General features: G+C 60.5%; 11 protein-coding genes. 8 read left to right on the top strand and 3 right to left on the bottom strand.

Going from position 1 to position 18,934, the window contains the following annotated elements:
• Positions 1 to 19: 19 nt before the first annotated feature.
• The 5 genes from AS026_RS07805 to AS026_RS07785 all read left to right on the top strand — a co-directional run bounded on the left by AS026_RS07805 (position 20) and on the right by AS026_RS07785 (position 12,690).
• Positions 20 to 9,766, top strand: coding sequence for a Tc toxin subunit A-related protein (locus AS026_RS07805; RefSeq protein ID WP_062369284.1), 9,747 nt, complete (start codon positions 20 to 22; stop codon positions 9,764 to 9,766).
• Between the two features lie 43 nt (positions 9,767 to 9,809).
• Complete coding sequence (locus tag AS026_RS07800) at positions 9,810 to 10,187, top strand: hypothetical protein (protein ID WP_062369283.1); 378 nt, start codon at positions 9,810 to 9,812, stop codon at positions 10,185 to 10,187.
• Positions 10,188 to 10,200: 13 nt separating this feature from the next.
• Positions 10,201 to 10,842 (top strand): HD domain-containing protein, encoded by a 642-nt coding sequence (locus tag AS026_RS07795; RefSeq protein ID WP_062369303.1) that lies wholly within the window; start codon positions 10,201 to 10,203, stop codon positions 10,840 to 10,842.
• Positions 10,843 to 11,256: 414 nt separating this feature from the next.
• Positions 11,257 to 12,105, top strand: a complete 849-nt coding sequence (locus tag AS026_RS07790) for a PhzF family phenazine biosynthesis protein (RefSeq protein WP_205634456.1) — start codon at positions 11,257 to 11,259, stop codon at positions 12,103 to 12,105.
• 216 nt (positions 12,106 to 12,321) lie between these two features.
• On the top strand, positions 12,322 to 12,690 hold the full coding sequence (locus AS026_RS07785; RefSeq protein WP_062369282.1) for an NIPSNAP family protein: 369 nt from the start codon (positions 12,322 to 12,324) through the stop codon (positions 12,688 to 12,690).
• Positions 12,691 to 13,027: 337 nt separating this feature from the next.
• Here AS026_RS07785 and AS026_RS07780 read toward each other — a convergent pair whose 3' ends face one another.
• Positions 13,028 to 13,444 (bottom strand): carboxymuconolactone decarboxylase family protein, encoded by a 417-nt coding sequence (locus tag AS026_RS07780; RefSeq protein WP_062369281.1) that lies wholly within the window; start codon positions 13,442 to 13,444, stop codon positions 13,028 to 13,030.
• Positions 13,445 to 13,718: 274 nt separating this feature from the next.
• Between AS026_RS07780 and AS026_RS07775 the strand changes: the two genes are divergently transcribed.
• Complete coding sequence (locus AS026_RS07775) at positions 13,719 to 14,900, top strand: Fic family protein (protein WP_062369280.1); 1,182 nt, start codon at positions 13,719 to 13,721, stop codon at positions 14,898 to 14,900.
• 506 nt (positions 14,901 to 15,406) lie between these two features.
• Here the strand turns inward: AS026_RS07775 and AS026_RS07765 are convergent.
• Entirely contained in the window at positions 15,407 to 17,173 is a 1,767-nt protein-coding gene (locus AS026_RS07765; RefSeq protein ID WP_082728473.1) for an ABC transporter ATP-binding protein, read from the bottom strand.
• A 173-nt stretch (positions 17,174 to 17,346) separates the two neighbouring features.
• Here AS026_RS07765 and AS026_RS42640 point away from each other — a divergent pair, with 173 nt between their 5' ends.
• Positions 17,347 to 17,457 (top strand): phazolicin family TOMM bacteriocin, encoded by a 111-nt coding sequence (locus AS026_RS42640; RefSeq protein WP_205634455.1) that lies wholly within the window; start codon positions 17,347 to 17,349, stop codon positions 17,455 to 17,457.
• A gap of 67 nt (positions 17,458 to 17,524) precedes the next feature.
• Here AS026_RS42640 and AS026_RS39485 read toward each other — a convergent pair whose 3' ends face one another.
• On the bottom strand, positions 17,525 to 17,983 hold the full coding sequence (locus tag AS026_RS39485) for a Ros/MucR family transcriptional regulator (protein WP_082728472.1): 459 nt from the start codon (positions 17,981 to 17,983) through the stop codon (positions 17,525 to 17,527).
• 736 nt (positions 17,984 to 18,719) lie between these two features.
• Here AS026_RS39485 and AS026_RS39480 point away from each other — a divergent pair.
• On the top strand, positions 18,720 to 18,848 hold the full coding sequence (locus AS026_RS39480; RefSeq protein ID WP_082728471.1) for a DUF2934 domain-containing protein: 129 nt from the start codon (positions 18,720 to 18,722) through the stop codon (positions 18,846 to 18,848).
• Positions 18,849 to 18,934: the final 86 nt, after the last annotated feature.

Genomic DNA, 18,934 nt, shown 5'->3' with positions numbered 1-18,934 from the left:
TTCGTTGGAGCCACTGGAAATGTCCGTACCGCTTTTTGCACTGGCTACGTTGCTCATCGGTTCGATCGGCCTCGCCGTCAGTCGCCTGCACGTCCTGCTCCGCAAGCTCGGGTACTCCGAGATTCCCAACGACGAGGCAGAGGGGCCGAGCTACGGGCCCGGCACCAGGGCAATGGTCAGGCGCCTGCAGGAGGAGCTCAACATTGCCGCCCCTAACCGGGGGGAGGTCGATGCGGCGACCGCCCAGGCGGTCAATCTGCTGCTGTTCGAGCAGCGCATCTTCTATCGGGTCGCGGGGCGGGTCGTCGACAACGAGGGCCGGCCGATCGCGGGGCTGACCGTTCGGGTCACCGATGGCGACAACCTCGGCGGCATCTGGTGCGCAGAAGCGGTCACCAATGCCGACGGCGCCTATCAGGCCTTCTACGATCCGACCTGGTACACCGGCGGCTGGGACGGCATTGTCATGGCGAAGGATTTCGTCGACCCCGTCGTCTCTGCCCATGCTCGCGATGGCCATGAACTGGCGCGCAGCGATCGCCACGACCATGCGGAAGACCTCCACGTCGATCTAGAGGTCGAGCGGCCGGTGATGAGGCCGGATGGCGAGCAGGACGGCTTCCGGGTTCGCGGCACCGTCGTCGACCGGGATGGTCGTCCCCTCGAGGGTATCAGGCTCGAGATTTTCGATCGCGACATTGGCACATTCCGCGATCACCTCGGCACGGTGGAAACCGATCCTGAGGGAGCCTTCGAGCTGCGCTACAGCGTCGAAGCCTTCGCGGCCGAAGACTCCGAGACGCCTGCAGGAAGGAGTGCCGACCTCATCTTTGTGCTGTACCGCGGCGAAGAACCGATCGAAGACCACGAGATCGTAAGGCTGCCGGTGAGCGCGGGTGATTTCATCAGCAGCCCGGTTCCCGTTCCCGAGGACGAGAAGAGCCTCGGCATCGTCGCGCGCCTGGACGAACTGGTGCGGATCCGTGCGTCGGGACTGCGCGCCGGCGGGCAATCGGAGTTCGACCGGCTGATCGCGGCGCTGGCTCCGCTCACGGAGCGGGTTCCGCTCGTCGAATTCGACGAGGCCAAGAGCCGCGACGTCACCTTTGCGGCACGCGAGATCGGCGAAAGCGTCGAGCGGGTTGGCGATCTCGTGCTTGCTCACCGTCTGGTGGGGGACCGCTTCGACAACGTCCCGGCGGCGGCGTTCTATGGCCTTGCACGGCACCTCGGGGCGCGCGATGCGCGGGCCTTCGCGACGCACTCGGTGGCGGAACTGGCAACGACGCTGCAGGCGGCCATCGAAGCCCTGACCATTCCCGGCCTTGATGATCCGGCAGAACTTGCAGCCAGGCTGCATGGCGCCGCGGTCAAGGCCGCGATCCGTGACGTGAACGCCGGGGCGTCGGGATCGATCGACGAGGTGATTGCGGCCGTCATCGAGGATCCCGACAAGCGCGTGACGCTGATCGCCAACGCCCGCAACGCTGCGACGGGCGCCCAGTTCTGGTCTGAGCTCAGCGCGAGCAATCCGGACTTCGATATCGATGACCTCAAGTACACCCTGCAGCTTGGAACGCTGACCGCGAACAACAAGGCGCTCGTGGCGGCGCTCAAGGCGGAGGCCCCGACCGCAAGGTCGGTACGCGAGCTGGCGCTCAACGTGGGACGGGAGCGCATCGCCGCACTTGTTGCGGAGGTTGGAGGCGTGCCTGGCGGAGGGGACAATGCGGAAGCGATCTATGTCAGTGAGATCGCCGGGCTGATGGAGTCGGCACACCCGACCGCCGTTGTTGCGCGGCTTGCGGAAAACTGGTCGGAGCAGGATCGCGCCGCCGTCCCTGCCAGCACGGTTGCCCTGTTAGATGCCGCCGTCCGCAAGACCAAGTTCGATCTCGTTTCGGACGATTTCGACGAACTCGTCGCAAGCAATGATGAGGTCCTGTTCGAGGGGATGAACGATGGCGTCGAGAAGGAAGCGGCCATCGAGGGCGTGCGGCGCATCGCGCGGCTGTTCAAGGTGAGTGCCGATCCCGGCATCCTTGGCAAGCTGACCCTGGCGCGGTCGAGCAACGGCCTGCCGTTCCGCGGCGCACTCGACATCGCCCGGTACAGCAAGAGCGCCTTCGTCGGCCAGATTCCAGGCGTCACCGAAGGGGACGCGGTGCTGCTCTCCTACGTGCACGACCGGTCGCGGGCGATTGCCGATACGGTCGCCAATCTGGTCGTGGGCGGCTACCAGGACGAGAACGACGTCGTGCCCGCAGGCGCGTTCGACATGCTCTCCCCGATGGAGGCCGAAGGCGATCCACCAGTGGAGGAGGAAGGGGAGGGCGGAGGCGGAGCCGGCGCGGTGGTCACGCCCGTCGTCGACTGGAACCAGATGTTCGGCGGCGCTGAGATGTGTGACTGCGACGACTGCCGCTCGGTGACGGGACCGGCAGCCTATCTCGTCGACCTGTTCGAGTTCCTCGACAAGCGCTGCCTTCCCAATGCCGCAGGCGTCACGCCCCTCGACGTGCTCATCGGCCACCCGATCAAGTCGCTCACCCTTGGCGGACCTCCCGGCATCGTCGGCCGCCGGCCGGATCTCGCCCACATCAAGCTGACTTGCGAGAACACGAACACCACCATTCCGACCATCGATCTCATCAACGAGATCCTCGAGACCCTGGTGGCAAGCGGCGGCGACGTGCCGCTCAAGCCCTACGAGTCCTCCCCCGGAGTGACAGGTGCAGAACTTTCGGCTGCGCCGGAGAACGTCTCGGCCGACGCCTATGCGGTGCTGGGTGGGGCGGTCTTTCCCATGTCGCTGCCCTATGATCGCCTGCTCGTGACTGCCCGCATCCAGCTCAAGCACGCCGGGACGAGCCGGGCCGAGGTCATCGACCTGTTTGCGACCGCAGACGCAGTGGCAAAGCAGGCGGCGTGGACGGCAGAGTTCCTCGGCCTCTTCCGCCGCGACTACGAGATCCTGACCGGAAAGACCTTTGCCGGCATCGACGCGCCTGTCGCCACCGCTGACCTCTTCGGTGGCGGTGCCAGCTGGATGGATCGGGTCGCGAACGTCCGTGCCCTGCTCAAGGCATTCGAGATCAGCTTCGTGCAATTGGTCGAACTGGTGCGAACACGCTTCGTCGGCGGCGAGGTGCCAACCGGCAATGCGTCCGAACTGATGTCGCGCATCTTCCTTGACGTCGACCAGCTCAAGGCGATCCGGGCGCCCGGCTTCGTGCTGGCGCCAGACAGCGAGGAGGCGAAGGCCCTGGCGCTGGGCGGCCTGACGCTGGCCGAGGTCCAGTCCTGGCTCGATGCGCGGGCCGATCGCCTGTCGACGACCATCGTGCTGCAGCCGCCAATCGGGTGCAGTCCCGACGAGATGTGGTTGCGGCACCTCGACGCCAGCCTGTTGGCCGAGGAGACCGAATGGCTCGCGCTCCACCGTTTCGTCCGGCTCGCCAAGCGGATGCAGGTCAGCTTTTCGGACCTCGACGTGCTGTTGAGCGCGGTGGGCGGCAGCGCGCGCCCGACATTCACGGCGGACCTTCTGGATCGCCTCGCCAGGCTGGGCCAGCTCAAGGCGATGCTCGATGTGCCGTGGCCAGTGGCGGCGAGTCTGGTGGCCGACATCTCGACCCACGGCTCGGCATCGCTCTACGACACGCTGTTTCCGCCCCTGGGTCTCGCCCGTATTCATCCGGAGTTCCGCCGCGGACCGGAGGAAGCCCCGCTCACCGTGGATCGACCGGTCGCCGACGGATACGCCGGCCTTGGGGCGGTGCTGTCGATGTCGGTGGACAAGCTCGCAGGTCTCGCGACCGCGCTGGGGGTCGCAAAGCTCACTATTGGCAGCGCGTCCGCGATCCATCGCACAGCGGTCCTCGCAAAGGCGCTCGGCATCGAACCCGTCGAGCTCGCGAAGCTGGTGACGGCGACCGGTGGGGTCAAACTCACCGATACCGCGGCACTCACTCCGGACGTGGTGCTTTCTCTCGTGGCCCGGGTGAAGCGGTTGCGGACGATCGGGGGGACCTCCGATATCCTCGACCTTCTCGCCAACCGCCCGTCAAAGGCTGGACGGAGTGACGAAGCCATTACGGCCCTCCGTTCCGGGCTCGATGAACTGCTCGATCCGCTGCACAAGCTCGACGATGCCGACCGCCGGGAGGAAGCGGATCGCGCGACCGCGGGCAGTCCATTCTCGGACGAGGAGATCGCCGCCCGCAAAGCCGCAGGCGAGGCCCGGCGGCGCAGCGCGGTGCTGACCTATGTCAGCGGCGCCTTCGATCTTTCGGCGCAAGTCATTAGCCGGCTTCTTGTGGATGCAACGGTCGACGGCGCGCCGCGGCCTGCATTGCTGCGCGTCGACGACGCACCTGCCATTGCGCTGCTTGCCGCACGCCGAGCCGAGGGCGCCGATGTCGGGCCCGTCGTCACGCTGCTGCGCGGCCTTGACCGGATTGCAGTCGTGGTGCTGGCGGCCGATCTCGACGCCGCGGGCTTCCTGCTCGCGGTCGGCGATGCCGCCGTGCTGCCAGTTTCGGCCATTGCCACCATTCCCGGCGGAGCCGCTGAGACCGCAGCGATTGCGGCAGCGCTCGAAGCGTTGCCGGCGCTGGTCAGACTCGCCACCGAAACCCGGCGGCCTGCGGCGTTCGCGGCGGCCGTTCGCGCGCTCGCCAACGGGGGCTGGGTGGAGGCGACGTTCGCTGCGGTTGCGAGCTGGCTCGATCGCAGCGCGGAGCTGGTCGCAGCGGTGCCGGGCGCGGGGGTGACCGCCCTTGACGATGCCCAGGCGCGCAAGGCGCCGGTGGCCGCCCTCGACGCGCTCTGCCAGCGCCTCAGGGTGATGCAGCGGGTGCCGATGCCGGTCGCCGACCTCGTCGCCCTGACTACCGATCCGGTCACGCCGCAGGCGCTCAAGAGCCTCACCTCGGGCGTGTCGTCGCGTCACGCGCGTTCGAGCTGGCTCGACCTTTCGCGCCAGCTTTCCGATCCGATCCGCCAGCAGAGCCGCGACGCGCTCGTCGCCTTCCTGCTCCAGCGCGAGGGGTTGGGCAGCGCCGAGGAACTGTTCGACCTGCTCTTTATCGACCCGGGTATCAACCCATTCGTGCTGACCGCACGCATCCGGCAGGCGATGTTTGCGGTGCAGATCTACGTGGTTCGCTGCCTCATGGGTTTCGAGCGCGCCAGCGGCGTCGAGCCGGAGCAGATCGACGTCGAGGAATGGAAGACGATCTCGCGCCAGCCGGTCTGGGCGGCGCGCTGCAAGACTCTAACCAACCCCGAGGACCTGCTCGAGCCGTCATGGCGGGACAACAAGTCGCCGGCGTTCAAGATCTTCGAGTCGACGGTGGGGCAGGGTGACGTCACTCCCGTCAACGCCGAGATGGCGTACCGCACCCTGCTCAGCGAATTCAGCATGGTCTCGGCCCTCGAGGTCATGGGGACCTACCTGCAGGAGACCTTCGAAGGCCGCGAGGCGCTCTACTTCAAGTCGGTCCTGCACGTGGTGGGGCGCACGCGCGGCGGGGCCGTCCGCAAGTATTTCTACCGGCGGCTTAACCGCTATCAGCATCACGAGGAGTGGACCAACTGGGAGCCGATAGAAGTCGAGATCGAGGGCATCGATCCGGACCGCCAGGAGGCCCGCGATGGCAACTCGGGGGCACCACAGGAGGCAGGTGTACATGTCCTGCCGGTGGCATGGAGGGGACAGGTCTATCTGTTCTGGCCCACTTTCCGCCGGAAGGTCGATCAGCCCCCGCCGCAACAGGTCGACCTCAAGGTGACGCCCACGCGGTCAAACAAGTACTGGGACGTCAAGCTCAACTGGACGACCCGGCAACCTAGTGGCTGGGCCCCACCCCAGCAGTCCTCGGTGCTGTTCGAGACCTGGTGGTACAAGGCGGACGAGGTCCCTCTCGAATGGGACGACGATGGGATCGTCGACTACTGGGGTGCTGCCGTTCCGCACACGCCTCGCAATCCCGACCCCTCGCAGTTCGTCCTCAAGGCGAACCCCAAGGGCGAAACGCTCGATCTCATTCTCGCCACGCGGTCGGGCGCCACCGGTCCCATGGGGCGGGCCTGGTTCACGCTTGCGCGCACCGGTGAAATGACGGTGGTCGGTAGCGATGGCGGCGGGATGGGCGGCGACCACTTCCGCATGCTCGGCAGCTCGAAGGCCAGCGCGTCGTTCATGGGCTTCCGCGCCCGCGGCGACATCAAGGTCGTCGCCACGGCGAAGAAGCCCGACGGCGAGAAGCTCTTCTCGACCAGCGAAGACATGCGGTTCACGACGCTCAACCAGTTCTACCAGGCGCAGTTCAACGCGCCGATGTTCGTCGATCTCGACGGACGCTCGTATCTGGCGCAGCCGAGCCTGGGCTCCGGCACCATCTACGAGCAGGTCACCGAACCCGAGTTCAAGCCGGACCTGGGAATCCAGACCAGGCCTTGGGATCTCGCCGTGGTTGCGCCGCTGGTGGCCTCCTCCAGCAAGCCGGTTAAGAATCCCTGGGTTGCCGCGATGGTCAGCGACTTCACGCCGCTCTACTTCGCGGAGACCGCAGCTAAGCCCGATGCCCCGATCTGGGCGGACACGGTGAGCATCGACAAGATCGGCTACCTCGGACCGACCTTCCGGGCGGTCGACGTGCCGGCGCTGAACCTGTCGGTCACTCCGTTCCACCACCCCTTCGCCGACGAGTTCGTCGAAGTGGTGCGGCGCGACGGCCTGCCGGCGCTGCTCACGCCGGGGGTGCAGAAAGGCACCGTGCCTGCCAACCGCACCTTCAGCAAGGCGGCGAGCCCCAACAAGGAACGGGTAACGGCCCCCGCATCCGAAGGCATGGATTTCGCGCAGTCTACGCCCTACGGCAACTACAACTGGGAACTCTTCTTCCATGCTCCCGTGACGCTCGTGACCAAGCTCGCAGAGAACGGCCAGCACGAGGCCGCCATCGAACTGCTGCACCAGTCGGTCTACACGCCCTTCGCAACCGACCCCGAGGGCTGCTGGCGCTTCGAGGGTCTGCGCAACATCGATGCCACGCGCCTCGAGACGATGCTCTCGTACCTGTCGCTGCCCGATGGCGATGCGCGCAAGCAGAACGTGCTGGCTCAGATCGATGCCATGCGGCTGCATCCCTTCCAGGCGCACCGCATCGCCCGGCTCAGGCCGCTTGCCTACCGCAAGTGGGTGGTTGCGCTCGATGTGAAGCTGCATGTCGCGGCCGGCGACAAGCTGCTGTCGGCCTTCACCCCGGAAAGCGTGAACCAGGCGTTCCCGTTCTACCTGATCGCCGCGCGTGAGATGGGCAAGAAGCCCGAGACGATACCGCAACGTGCGACGCTACCGGCGATGAGCTATGCCGAGCTCAGGCCCAACCTCAATGCCATGGGCAACGTCATGTTCGCGCTCGAGAGCAAGCTCAGCAGCGCGGTCGGGAGCTCGGCAGGCGGGGGCGACGCTGCTTCAACCGGTGTCCTGCAGCGCGGCGCCATCGGCTATTTCGGCATTCCGCGTAACGACAAGCTGCTCGCCCTCTGGGATCTCGTCGCCGACCGGCTGTACAAGGTTCGCAACGGCATGAACATCGAGGGCGTGCAGATACAGCTGCCGCTCTATTCCCCCCAGGTCGATCCGGCGCTGTTTGCCGAAGCGGTAGCGGCCGGGGTCGACATTTCGTCGGTCTATTCCGCCATCACGCAGCCGCTTCCGCGCCAGCGCTACGCGGTGATGCGGCAACGGGCGGCGGAGCTCACCGCCGCGGTGATCAGGCTGGGCGAGTTGCTGCTTTCGACACGCGAGCGGCGCGATGTCGAGGATCTTGCCCGCAAGCGCGCTACCCACGAAAAGGTAATGAGCGACCTGATGACGGAGATGCGCAAGCGTCAGGTCGAGGAGGCCGAGGCGGAGCGCGACGTGGCACAGCATGAGGAGGACTCGCTGCGCGAGCGCTGGTACCACTTTGCCGACCTCCTGGGCGAGCGACCGGAGCAAGCGTTGTTCTTCGTGCCATTCCAGGTGCGGCCCGCGCGCTCGCTGACTCTCGTTGACGCCGACAAGATCAAGTTCGAGTCCCTTTCGGTGATCCCCGACCTCGCCAAGGTCGGGGCCTTCCTGGGCGCCGGTGCACCGGGGCTGTTCCTCGCCGCAGCCGACGAAAGCGTCTCGGGCATCCGGCAGCTTTCGGCCGGCAAGGTGCTGCAGGAAGAGCAGATGGAACTCGAGTCGGGGTTCGAGGCGGTGAAGGCGACATTCGATGCATCGCTGCTCGACACCCTTGCCGCGGTGCTCGGCATCATTCCGAATTTCGAGGCGGCGGCCAAGCCGCTCGGCGCGGGCGTCGGGGTGTCGATCGGCGGCGCGTTCTTTGCTGCCGCCGCCTCTGCCAAGGCCCGTAACAAGAAGGCCGCAGCGGAGATGTACACGTTCCTCGCCGGAGTGCATCGCAAGCAGGCCGAGCTGGTTCTGCGCGAGCGGACCTGGACGCAGGAGTTGAACGAGGCGGCCCTGGGGGTGCTGCAGGCGCGCCGGCGGGTCGTGGTACGCGACATCCAGGTTGACCTTGCCCAGAAGGCTCTCAAGGCGCAGGAGGCGGAGGCCGAGCACGCTGCGAACATCGAAACCTACCTCAAGGACAAGTTCTCCTCGACCGAGCTCTACGAGTGGGCGGCGAAACGGCTGGGGACGCTGTACAAGCAGGCGTTCACGCTGGCGCTCGAAACGGCGCAGATGACCGAGGCCAGCTACCGGGCAGAGCGAGACGAACCGCAAACGCCGTTCACGCGGATGGCCCCTCCGGCCGACGCCCGGGAGGAACTGGTCGCCGGCCACGAACTGATGGGGCGGCTCAACGCCATGGATCGCGCCTACAATGCGGCGCCACGGCTGGCCGAGTTTACGCGGACCTTCTCGCTGCGCCAGATCGATCCCTTTGCGCTCTACGCCCTGCGGTGCGACGGCAAGGCGAGCTTCCGCATCCCGGAACTGCTGTTCGACATCGACCATCCCGGCTACTATGATCGCCGCATCAAGACGATCGAGGTTTCAATTCCGTGCGTCGCGGGGCCATATGCCCCGGTCACCGGCACGCTTGCGCTGACAGGCAGCCGGCGCCGCAGGACGCCCGATCTTGCAGCCGCCGCGCCGGAGGAACCGGTGACGGGCGCCTCCATCGCGCTCAGCTCGGGCCGTTCGGATTCCGGCCTGTTCGAGCTTTCGATGCAGGACCCGAATTACCTGCCGTTCGAGGGGCCGGGTTGCGACTCCGAATGGATGCTGACGATGCCGCACGTCGTGCCAACCTTCGAGACCTGGTCGATCACCGACGTTGCCGTGACCATGCGCTATGTCGCCAAACCGGGGTCCGCCGCGTTCCGCGGCCAGGTCGAGGGCCAGTTGAAGCAAGCGCTGAACGCGCTCGTCACCCATGGCGACGAAGCGGGCGCGTATCAACTGGTCAGCGTTCGCCACGAACTGCCGGACGCCTGGGCCCGCTACAAGGCGGGGCAGGGCCTCGCTGTCGCCCTGAACACTGACCTCCTGCCGTACATGCTCAAGCAGTTCGACCCAGCGTTGCTCGACGTCGTGGGCAGCCTGCGCACGAAATCCGGCGAATCCGTCGATCTCAAGTTCGGCGCGCCGGAAGCAGCGGATGTCGGTTGGACGATCGCGGTCGATGACCCGCCCGACGAGCTCGAGGAGGCGGCCGGCATTCAGGACATCACGCTCTTCGCGCGGTTCAAGGTTTGAACGTCCGCTGCCGCGAGCGTCGGCGGAAGGCGGAAAGGTCGGCATGCTCGAGGATCGTCCGGTATTCGTCGCCATTGCCTCCGGCGGCCGACTTTCCGGCGAGCAGGCGCGGCAGCGCGATTTCCTGACGCCCTATCTGACCACCATCCTGGCGACCGTTGGACTGCGCGACCTGTCGTTCTTTCGTTCAGGGAACGGGATCCGGGACGGCTGCCGTCCAGGAAACAAGGGTGAAAACGGCCCATGCGATCAAGGCTCATTTTGCGTCGTTCCGCTCGGAAGGCGCTTCACCCGAGAGTCTCGGGCATCTTTCCTTCGCATGCGCTCAAGGGTAATTGGATCCACGACAAACTGTCTACGGGCCGATACAGAACATCCGAAGCACGGTGGGCAGCGGGTGTCGAACGCCAGGGAGTATTGATTTGACCATTCAAATGACTGCGGATTCTATCGGATGCTTCCTGGGCAATCAGCGCCTTGCCGAGCAACTGGCCTTCATTCTGGAAGTCGAAAAGCTGAAGACAGTCTTGCGCAGAACCCCTCTGCTGGATCGCTCGCGCGTCGAGAACGACGCCGAGCACACATGGCAATTGGCGGTGATGGCGATGGTGCTGGCTGAGCATTCCGACGAACCTGTCGACATTCTGCGTGTCCTCAGGATGCTGCTCATCCATGATGTCGTGGAGATCGATGCCGGGGACACCTTTGCCTACGATAGCGTCGGTGCCGCCAGTCAGGCCGAAAGGGAGCTGACGGCTGCCCAGCGGATATTCGCATTGCTGCCCCAGGACCAGGCGGAAGAGTTCCGGGCGCTGTGGGACGAATTCGAGGCGAAGGTTTCTGCGGAATCACGGTTCGCAAACGCCATCGATCGCTTGCAGCCCTTGTTACACAACTTCTTCACGGACGGCGGCACCTGGCCCGCCGCCGGTGTCACGACAACCGACGTGCATCGACGCATGCGGCCGATCGGCGTGGCCTCCGAGACCTTGGGAAGCCTCAGCACCAGACTCATAGAACTTGCCGTCGAGCGGGGCATCCTAGTCCCAGCGCCTGCGTCGAAAGCGGACGCGTGATGCCGTGGCCATCTCGGCCACAGCACTTCCGGGGTCTGGGACAATTGTCGTTGAGGCACGACCGGTGGAGAAAACCAGGTCGGCGCTTACGACGCGCGGTTCCAGCGCAACAGGCGAACAGTCCTCCTTCTCTGTTGGCATGGGTCCTGAACTTCCTTCGGGCGATGTCTCCCACCTTACAGCTGAAATGATGGACGTGGGGGAAATGGCTCCGGTATTAGCAGCGCGATCAAGCGGCTTTGCGCCCTAATGTCGGCGGTTGAGACCAACTTTGCCGCTGCCCAAAACAGACGTCACCAGCGATTGGGTGGCACGACCTGATTGCGCTATAAATAGCGACCAGTGCTGCCCCAAACCGGGCGTTAAACCAATCTGCCCAATATGCTGCACACATTAAGGCACCAGGACATCATAATGAGACACGGAATCACTAAATTTTCATTCCAGCAGGTTGATGTCTTTTCCTCCAAAGCTTTGCTGGGCAATCCGCTGGCGGTTGTCATTGGAGCAGATTCCTTGACCGCATCTGAGATGGCTGCTTTCGCGCGCTGGACGAACCTTAGCGAAACGACTTTCCTTTTGCAGCCGAGGTCGGCAGAAGCCGATTACCGCGTTCGCATCTTTACACCTGTTGCTGAATTGCCCTTCGCGGGCCACCCCACTTTGGGGAGTTGCCACACATGGCTGTCGTCCGGTGGAAGGCCAAAGAGCGACGAGATTGTCCAGGAGTGCGAGGCGGGACTAGTCCACATTCGGCGCAACAATGGACGACTTTCTTTCGAAGCCCCCGAACTGCGGCGATCAGGCCCGGTGGAACTCGACACACTGACGCTAGTCCTCAAAGGCTTGCGGTTGACATCCGATGACATCGTCGATGCCAACTGGGTGGACAATGGCCCTGGCTGGCTCGCTGTCAAACTGCGATCCAGGGTTGACGTCCTCGCACTTCGTCCGGATTTCACCATCCTGTCTGGATTACGGGTCGGTGTCGTTGCCCCCTGGGATCCAGCTAAGGATGGGCGGGAAGCGGATTTCGAGGTGCGTGCCTTTTCCGCGGCCGGTTTTGAAGACCCGGTAACCGGCAGCTTAAATGCAGGCATCGCTCAATGGTTGATTGGTAACGGCATCGCTTCTTCATCATACATTGCCAGCCAAGGTACCGCCCTTGGACGGGAAGGACGTGTTCATGTGGAGCTGGTCGAAGATCGGATTTGGGTCGGTGGCGACGTTACAACTTGCATAGAGGGCGTCGCAGCCCTTTAAGATCGAGGCCGTCAACGAAAGCCTCAATGAAGCGAACCGAGTTGTCCGGCCCGACATAGTCATCAACCGCTTCCGGCAAAGGCAGCAATTGAGAGCGGTCTGTTCCTGAAAGATGCGCCATGGCAAAGGCTACCACAGGCCATTAAACTCAGGAATCCCAGTCGACGGTCTTGAGGACAGTCAGTAGGTTTCCGACATAAAAGAGGTGAATCCTGAATGCTAAATAGCCCCGTCACGTGTGAAGTCCGCTACCGCATCGATCAAAGCCGAATTACGGAATTCAATGCTTATGCCCAAATCTGGATCGAGCTCATCGAACGCCACGGCGGAACGCACCACGGCTACTTCATTCCTCGCGAAAAGCCAGTTGGGGTTGGAACGAGTTTCCCAGGTGTAGGTATGGAGGGGGGCAGCGAGATAGCCGTCGCACTATTCACCTTCCCAGATGAGACTACCTACCTTCGTTATCGTAATAACGTCGCCGAGGATCCGGATGGCATTGAAGCAAACGCGCGTTTCGGAAATAATCCACCGTTCAGTAGCTATGAGCGTGTCTTCCTGCAGCCCCTTCCACGCAAGGACTAACACCGCCGAAAAGAGGAGGCATTCTTTCAGTCCGAGTTTTCGGACGGTCTGCAGGATTTCCGCGACATGTCAGAAAATTGCCCGATTACTTTACCTGTGCGTCGGCGACTGGGTCGAACTACCGATGACGATGCGCAACTCACCCAAAGCGTATGGCCGCTGTTGCAGGTCATCGCCTTGCCTTGAAGTTGTCTTCGACCCGCACGGACCCGGTGAACCTATCAGGAGCTCCGACGATCGCAGGCTGTAACCGGCATGCGTGATGGTGCCAACGCCGACGATGTCTACGCGAACGCCGCAGCCGCCACTGCAGAGGCCATTGTCATTTTCTTCTCGGTCATTCGGCGAAGACCTCCTTGGCGATCGCAACAGAAGAGACGGCGCTCGGCCAACCGGAGTAGAATGCCATTTGCGTGATCGTCTCGACGATCTCGTCCTTGCTGAGGCCGTTCTGCAGGCCGAGGCGAATATGTGATTTGAGCTGATCGGGACAGTTCAGCGCGATCAGGGCCGAAATGGTCACCAGGCTCCGGTCCCGCTTGGACAGACTGGGTCGCTCCCAGATGTCCTTGTAGAGTACGTCATCAGTCAGTTCGGCCAGTTTCGGGGCAGTGTCCCCCATCAGTTGCTGGGCACGAGATGTCATTGGGCTTTCCTTCGGTTCATTGACAGGCTGGGCGCAGACGACGCCGGGGAGCGCCGTCAAAACTATGCCGATAGTCAGAAACGCGTTCAGGAAAAGGTGGCGCGTCATCGCTTCCTCCTCAAACCAGCGTCCGGTCGAAGAACGGCGCCAGCTTGCCCAGCGCCGAGCCGAGGGCGAGCGGGATAGGAGGCAAGCTATAAGAAAGGATGTGATACTTTGAATGCTGCCTGGCCATCGCATTTGTGCCCTTACGCAGATTACTCTAGATCAGTGCTCCAGAGTTCAATGTCTCCGACGTTAATTAAGCGCTCTTATCTAAGTCCGCTGCTTAATTAAATTAAGTGCGCCTTGCTTAAATAACGGGCGCGGCTGATACTGGGTTATGTCTGATTCCCAATCCAAACATCGGTTGGGTCGTTTCGTCGAGACGATCGCTGCCAATGAAACAGTACGGGCGTTCGTACCCCCACCGTTGCCGCCCGAGCCGGCGATTGATGTGCTTTCATTGCTGGAGCGTCTCAGCTTGGCCGAGCGCGCGCTCGGGCGCTTGGATGGTATCACAATGCTGCTGCCGCGCCAGGAGCTGTTTCTCTATATGTATGTGAGAAAGGAAGCTGTTCTTTCCTCGCAGATTGAAGGCACGCAGTCGACGCTTTCCGATCTCTTGCGGTTTGAAACCGAAGCTCAGGCGGGGCAGCCGGTCGATGATATCCGTGAAGTCTCCAACTATGTTGATGCCATGATGTATGGTCTGGAGCGGCTGGAAACGCTGCCCATGTCGTTGCGTCTGATCCGTGAGATGCACGCCAGGCTCCTACACAGTGGGCGAGGAGGCACTAAGGATCCAGGGGAGTTCCGCCGCTCGCAAAATTGGATTGGTGGCACGCGCCCCGGCAATGCACTCTTCGTGCCGCCACCCGTCACTGAAATGGCCGGTTGCCTGGACGCTTTCGAGCGCTTCATCCATGACGAGCAATCGCGTCTACCGGCACTCATCAAAGCCGGCCTGCTGCATGTCCAGTTTGAAACGATCCATCCATTTCTCGATGGCAATGGCCGTATCGGCCGCCTGCTTGTGACCCTATATCTTTGCATGAACGGCGTTCTGAGAAAGCCGCTGCTATACCTCAGCCTCTATCTAAAGTCTCATCGGCGAGAGTATTATCGGCTACTGCAAGAGGTTCGCGAACATGGAAACTGGGAAGCCTGGCTAGACTTTTTCCTGGCCGGCGTCGCCGACACTGCCAATCGAGCGTTTGAGGCTGCTACTCAGATAGTCGATCTTTTCAAGGAGGATCGGGAGCGGATTACTATGGAGAGTGATAGAGCAGGGTCGGCCCTTCGCATTCACGAGCTTTTCCAGCAGAATCCTTTTCACACGGCGAACCAAATTGTCCAGATCACAGGTCTATCTGCCCCAACCGTCAACGCAGCGCTTGCTGATCTGGAGCGTTTAGGCATCGTTAATGAGGTAACTGGACGTAAGCGAGGCCGCGTGTTCAGCTATCCACGATATCTTGCAATTCTAAGCGAAGGCACCGATCCCTTGCCGCTCAGTTCATGACAAATAGATGGGCCAAAGTTTCGATCTTCATGAAGGCGTCCATCGTTGATTTTGGATGTAGCGATAGGCCGGAGGCGGCCGCAAAACATGAAATCTTTCGCGCGACATCATGTACAAGGCGGAAATTATCCAAAGCCGCGAGGCGACTGCTCGTGAGCCTGATGCCACCCAATCGGATCATCACCGACAAGCGTCGCGCTGGCGAAGCCGAGCTTGTTTTGTTCTGAGTATCGAGTGCCTATCCTTTCAATCAGTCGCCATGCAGATTTCAAATGGTCACGTCTCGACTTTCCATGGATTCCGTACTTCCGAAGGGGGCGACGCGTGCGTTCGGCCGAGGGCGACCGAACGCCCACCTGGCGTCAGATCATGGGCCCGCCAGGCTCAAAGTCTGCTTTCAAAATCGGCGCACGGAAGCCGACCGATGCCTTTTCGTTGTGATGTGTAACGAAATCCAAACTGACATGTTTCCTGATTTTCCAGGGCCGACAATCTTGTCGCGGAATTCAGGATTTCTGCGACATGTCAGAAAATTGCCCGATTACTGTACCGTCCACAAATGCCTGGTATTCCCCGCTCTCCCTTTGGAGATTCGCATGAGTTCCCGTCCAATAGCGATGATTTGGTCCCAGGAACAAAACTTCGCTTTCAGCGTCCACTATGGAGAGATCATGAGTGACAAAAACCGTGGTGCATCTCTGCTGCAATTCCGCGATTGCATCTAAAACACGCTTCCGATTTATTTCATCCAGTGCTGCCGTAGGCTCATCAAGAATAAGCAGCCGGGGTTTGGCAAGAAGTGCCCGCGCAAGCGATACCCGCTGCTTTTCTCCGCCCGACAAACGGCTGCCGCGCTCGCCCACGGTTGGCTCTCCCAATTCTTGGTGACGTTGCACCACGTCATGCAGGCCAAGCCTTAGAATGACCTTTTCTATTTCCTCCTGAGGCGCCTCTACGCCAAATGCAATGTTTTCAGATATCGACCAATCAAATAAAAGGCAGTCCTGCTGCACGACGCTGATACTCGACCTAAAACCACCCGCATTTCCTTCAGTGACCAACGCGCCATCGATGAGGTATTTGCCACGATCAGCAGTGGACAGGCATGAGATCACCTTCAACAAAGATGACTTTCCAACACCCGATGGGCCGACGATGAACAGCTTCCCCTTAGCCGGCACCATAAGGGAAAGGTCGGCCAATAAGTCCCGTTCATTCATCGAGATCGCTATATCGGACAGTTCCAGGGTCATCGGCAATCGATCACCGCCAATAGGCTGTATCAGCATTTCAGGTACAGGCGTCGAAAGAAGCTCCATAAGCAATCTGGCCTCTCCCAAGGAGGAGTTCACCTCCCGATAAACCCTTGCAAAGGTTTCGACTGGCTGCAGCAGCCGGATAATGTAAGTGTTCAGCAGTACTAAATTGCCGATGGTCATCGTCCCATCGGCAACATCCGAGGCCCCACGCCATAGTACACCCGTCACGACTGCGCCGAATACAAGCGCCTGGAGAACGCCAAAAAAAGCTCTCTGTTGGAATGTCAAAGCCCACGCTTGATCGTTGACTTTGAGCTTGCGGTTTAAACGCTCAGCGAATTCATTGACCCTGTTGGCCTGCTGAACAAGTTCTGCATTAGCGACGCCATCAAGACCGAAATTCCAAGCGTCGATCCCGGTCTCCATCGCACTTTCAGTGGATCTTCTGATTTTGGCTGCCGATACGTTGGCGATGATCGCGTACAGGACCAGCGCGGAAAATAAAAGCAACGCGATCCACACGTCGATCATGAAGGCTATAACCGAAGCCGCAATGATCAGCTCAATAAATGTGGGTATCAGGAAGAAGGTCAGATTTGACGTGATTTCGCGGACCGCATCAAGGCCACGCTCTACGGTTCGGCCAATCTCGTAAGTCGTATATTCCTTCAGCTTACGATACGGCAGGGAAAGAGCATGCCCGAATACATGCGTCGTTAGGTGTCTTTGAAGACGCAGGTTCATTGGTCCGAATGTTAGCCATTGGACCTGCTCCAGAGCCCCGACAATTGTCAGGCCAATTCCGAAAGCGACTATATAGCGAGTACCTACATTGACACTCGCACCTCCCTCGGCCAGGGCATCAATACCTAGAGAGAAGAATACTGGAAACAACGCTGAACAAATTGCGGTGAGCGTTATAGTGCATAATACCAATAGAAACAGAGCGCGCTGCTTGCCGCTATTGAGAAGCATATTGCTTATTACCAAAAATGCGTTTTGCGAATTACCCATAAATATCACTCCATTGCAAAGTATTACTAAGCAATAACTGAGAATATTATTCTTCTAGATTGCTATTGAATACATTTTATCACTGTTTTTATGCTTGACTAAGATGAATTTAGGAATAATTTTGCTTTTGCGGCGTTTCGCTGCAACTTCAATCGGCAAATAGGAGGTATGTGATGACTACGCAGATTCTCAATCCGCCGCAGTTTGGAACGGAAATCGAGTTCGTCGATGGTGGCGATGCTACGGTTCAAACCGCTGCAACGTGCACCCGACAGATGAAATGAGGCGTTCGGAGCCAATGCCCTTTTCATGAGGTTAAAGCGAGATTTCCCGCTTTAACCTCTTTGAAGCCTAATCTTCCTGGTTGTTTGACCGCCTTGATACGTTGACGCCCAAACCGATGCCCTTGGCAATTGATGAGCGCCGAGCGGCGTAAGAGGGGGCAACCATCGGGTAGTCGGGCGGAAGACCCCACTTAATTCGATATTCGTCAGGGTTTAGATTGTACTGAGTTTTCAAATGCCGTTTCAACGAGCGGAATCTCCGGCCGTCTTCCAAGCAAATTAGGTGATCTTTTTCTATCGATTGTTCGATAGGCACAGCTGGGCGCTGATGCGAGGCGAACGAAGGCCTTGTTTCCGGTACAGCTTCAGGAACCTTATGCCCCTGTCCTAATGCGGCTTGAACGCTTGCGATAAGTGAAGGCAAGTCCTGCACGGGAACATCGTGTCTGCTTACGTAGGCGGTAACGATGTTTGCCGTTAGTTCCGTTATGTTATCAGATGAAGAATCTTTAGATGTAGAATACATGGAACAACCTATCTCTTTTCGAGGATAGATCACATGCGTGGTGCTCAGATGGCTGAGGCCTACCTCGCCTCATCTGAGCCAGCAGTTATCTACGCCAGCGAAATTTACCTGCTGACTCCAAAGCAAATGTCCCACTAAAGAGATATTCGCGAGGAGAACAAAACGACAGTCAGAAAGTCGCTTTGCAGATTTAGATAAGGTTGGATCTCAAGAAGGTATCCTCACTCATTTTGCCTGTCTTCCTCACAGGTATCAAAAAAATATAATCGGTCAAGTTAGATAAGGTTATGGGACGCAACAAATACGTGTAGGTTTGATAGGTTGCAGCTGTGCAATCCCGTCCGAGAAGGAGCTCGAGTCGGGGTTCGAGGCGGTGAAGGCGACATTCGGTGCGTCGTTGCTCGACACCCTTGCAGCGGTGCTCGGCATCATTCCGAATTTTGAGGCGGCTGAGCGTTGTCTGGGCCCGTAGTCGCCCAGTACCCCCCGGAAGTTCATGATCAGCCCAGACCGCGGCTCAGTTTTATGTCGCCAGCCGCCGGGCTGGGAAGTCAGACATTCCACCGCCTCGGTGCTTCACCGCATTTGAGCTTGAAACAGCGTCAGTGTCTTATCCGGGTCAGGATCCGGAGTTAGATGCCCGTATCGTGCACAAAAATGTCATTGCGACCACAACGGCAATCGAGGAACCACTCCGTGCAGCGAACGTTTACGATTGCCAACATTGGAGGCTTTCATGGACACGGAGCATGTGAGACCCCGGGCGTTCGAGAAGTGGGAATCGGAGGGTCGTCCGGAAGGCAAGCAGGATCGACATTGGTATGAGGCTGAGCGCGAACTAGCCGAATACGACGACTTGCCCTAGACGTCTTCTCCTTCGCATCACAGTGCGACAACGATACCTGGAGACGATAAGACGAGTTCAGATGCCATTTCGTCAGAAGGCGTGCG

The sequence above is a fragment of the Rhizobium altiplani genome, assembly GCF_001542405.1.
GTDB classification, from domain to species: Bacteria; Pseudomonadota; Alphaproteobacteria; order Rhizobiales; family Rhizobiaceae; genus Rhizobium; species Rhizobium altiplani.
This window is presented reverse-complemented; position numbering and strand designations above follow the sequence as displayed.

Coding starts and splice junctions, on each gene's coding strand:
- AS026_RS07775 (WP_062369280.1), top strand. CDS start 13,719: ATGTCTGATTCCCAATCCAAACATCGGTTGGGTCGTTTCGTCGAGACG.
- AS026_RS39485 (WP_082728472.1), bottom strand. CDS start 17,983: ATGTATTCTACATCTAAAGATTCTTCATCTGATAACATAACGGAACTA.
- AS026_RS07765 (WP_082728473.1), bottom strand. CDS start 17,173: ATGGGTAATTCGCAAAACGCATTTTTGGTAATAAGCAATATGCTTCTC.
- AS026_RS07785 (WP_062369282.1), top strand. CDS start 12,322: ATGCTAAATAGCCCCGTCACGTGTGAAGTCCGCTACCGCATCGATCAA.
- AS026_RS42640 (WP_205634455.1), top strand. CDS start 17,347: ATGACTACGCAGATTCTCAATCCGCCGCAGTTTGGAACGGAAATCGAG.
- AS026_RS07795 (WP_062369303.1), top strand. CDS start 10,201: ATGACTGCGGATTCTATCGGATGCTTCCTGGGCAATCAGCGCCTTGCC.
- AS026_RS07790 (WP_205634456.1), top strand. CDS start 11,257: ATGAGACACGGAATCACTAAATTTTCATTCCAGCAGGTTGATGTCTTT.
- AS026_RS39480 (WP_082728471.1), top strand. CDS start 18,720: ATGGACACGGAGCATGTGAGACCCCGGGCGTTCGAGAAGTGGGAATCG.
- AS026_RS07800 (WP_062369283.1), top strand. CDS start 9,810: ATGCTCGAGGATCGTCCGGTATTCGTCGCCATTGCCTCCGGCGGCCGA.
- AS026_RS07780 (WP_062369281.1), bottom strand. CDS start 13,444: ATGACGCGCCACCTTTTCCTGAACGCGTTTCTGACTATCGGCATAGTT.
- AS026_RS07805 (WP_062369284.1), top strand. CDS start 20: ATGTCCGTACCGCTTTTTGCACTGGCTACGTTGCTCATCGGTTCGATC.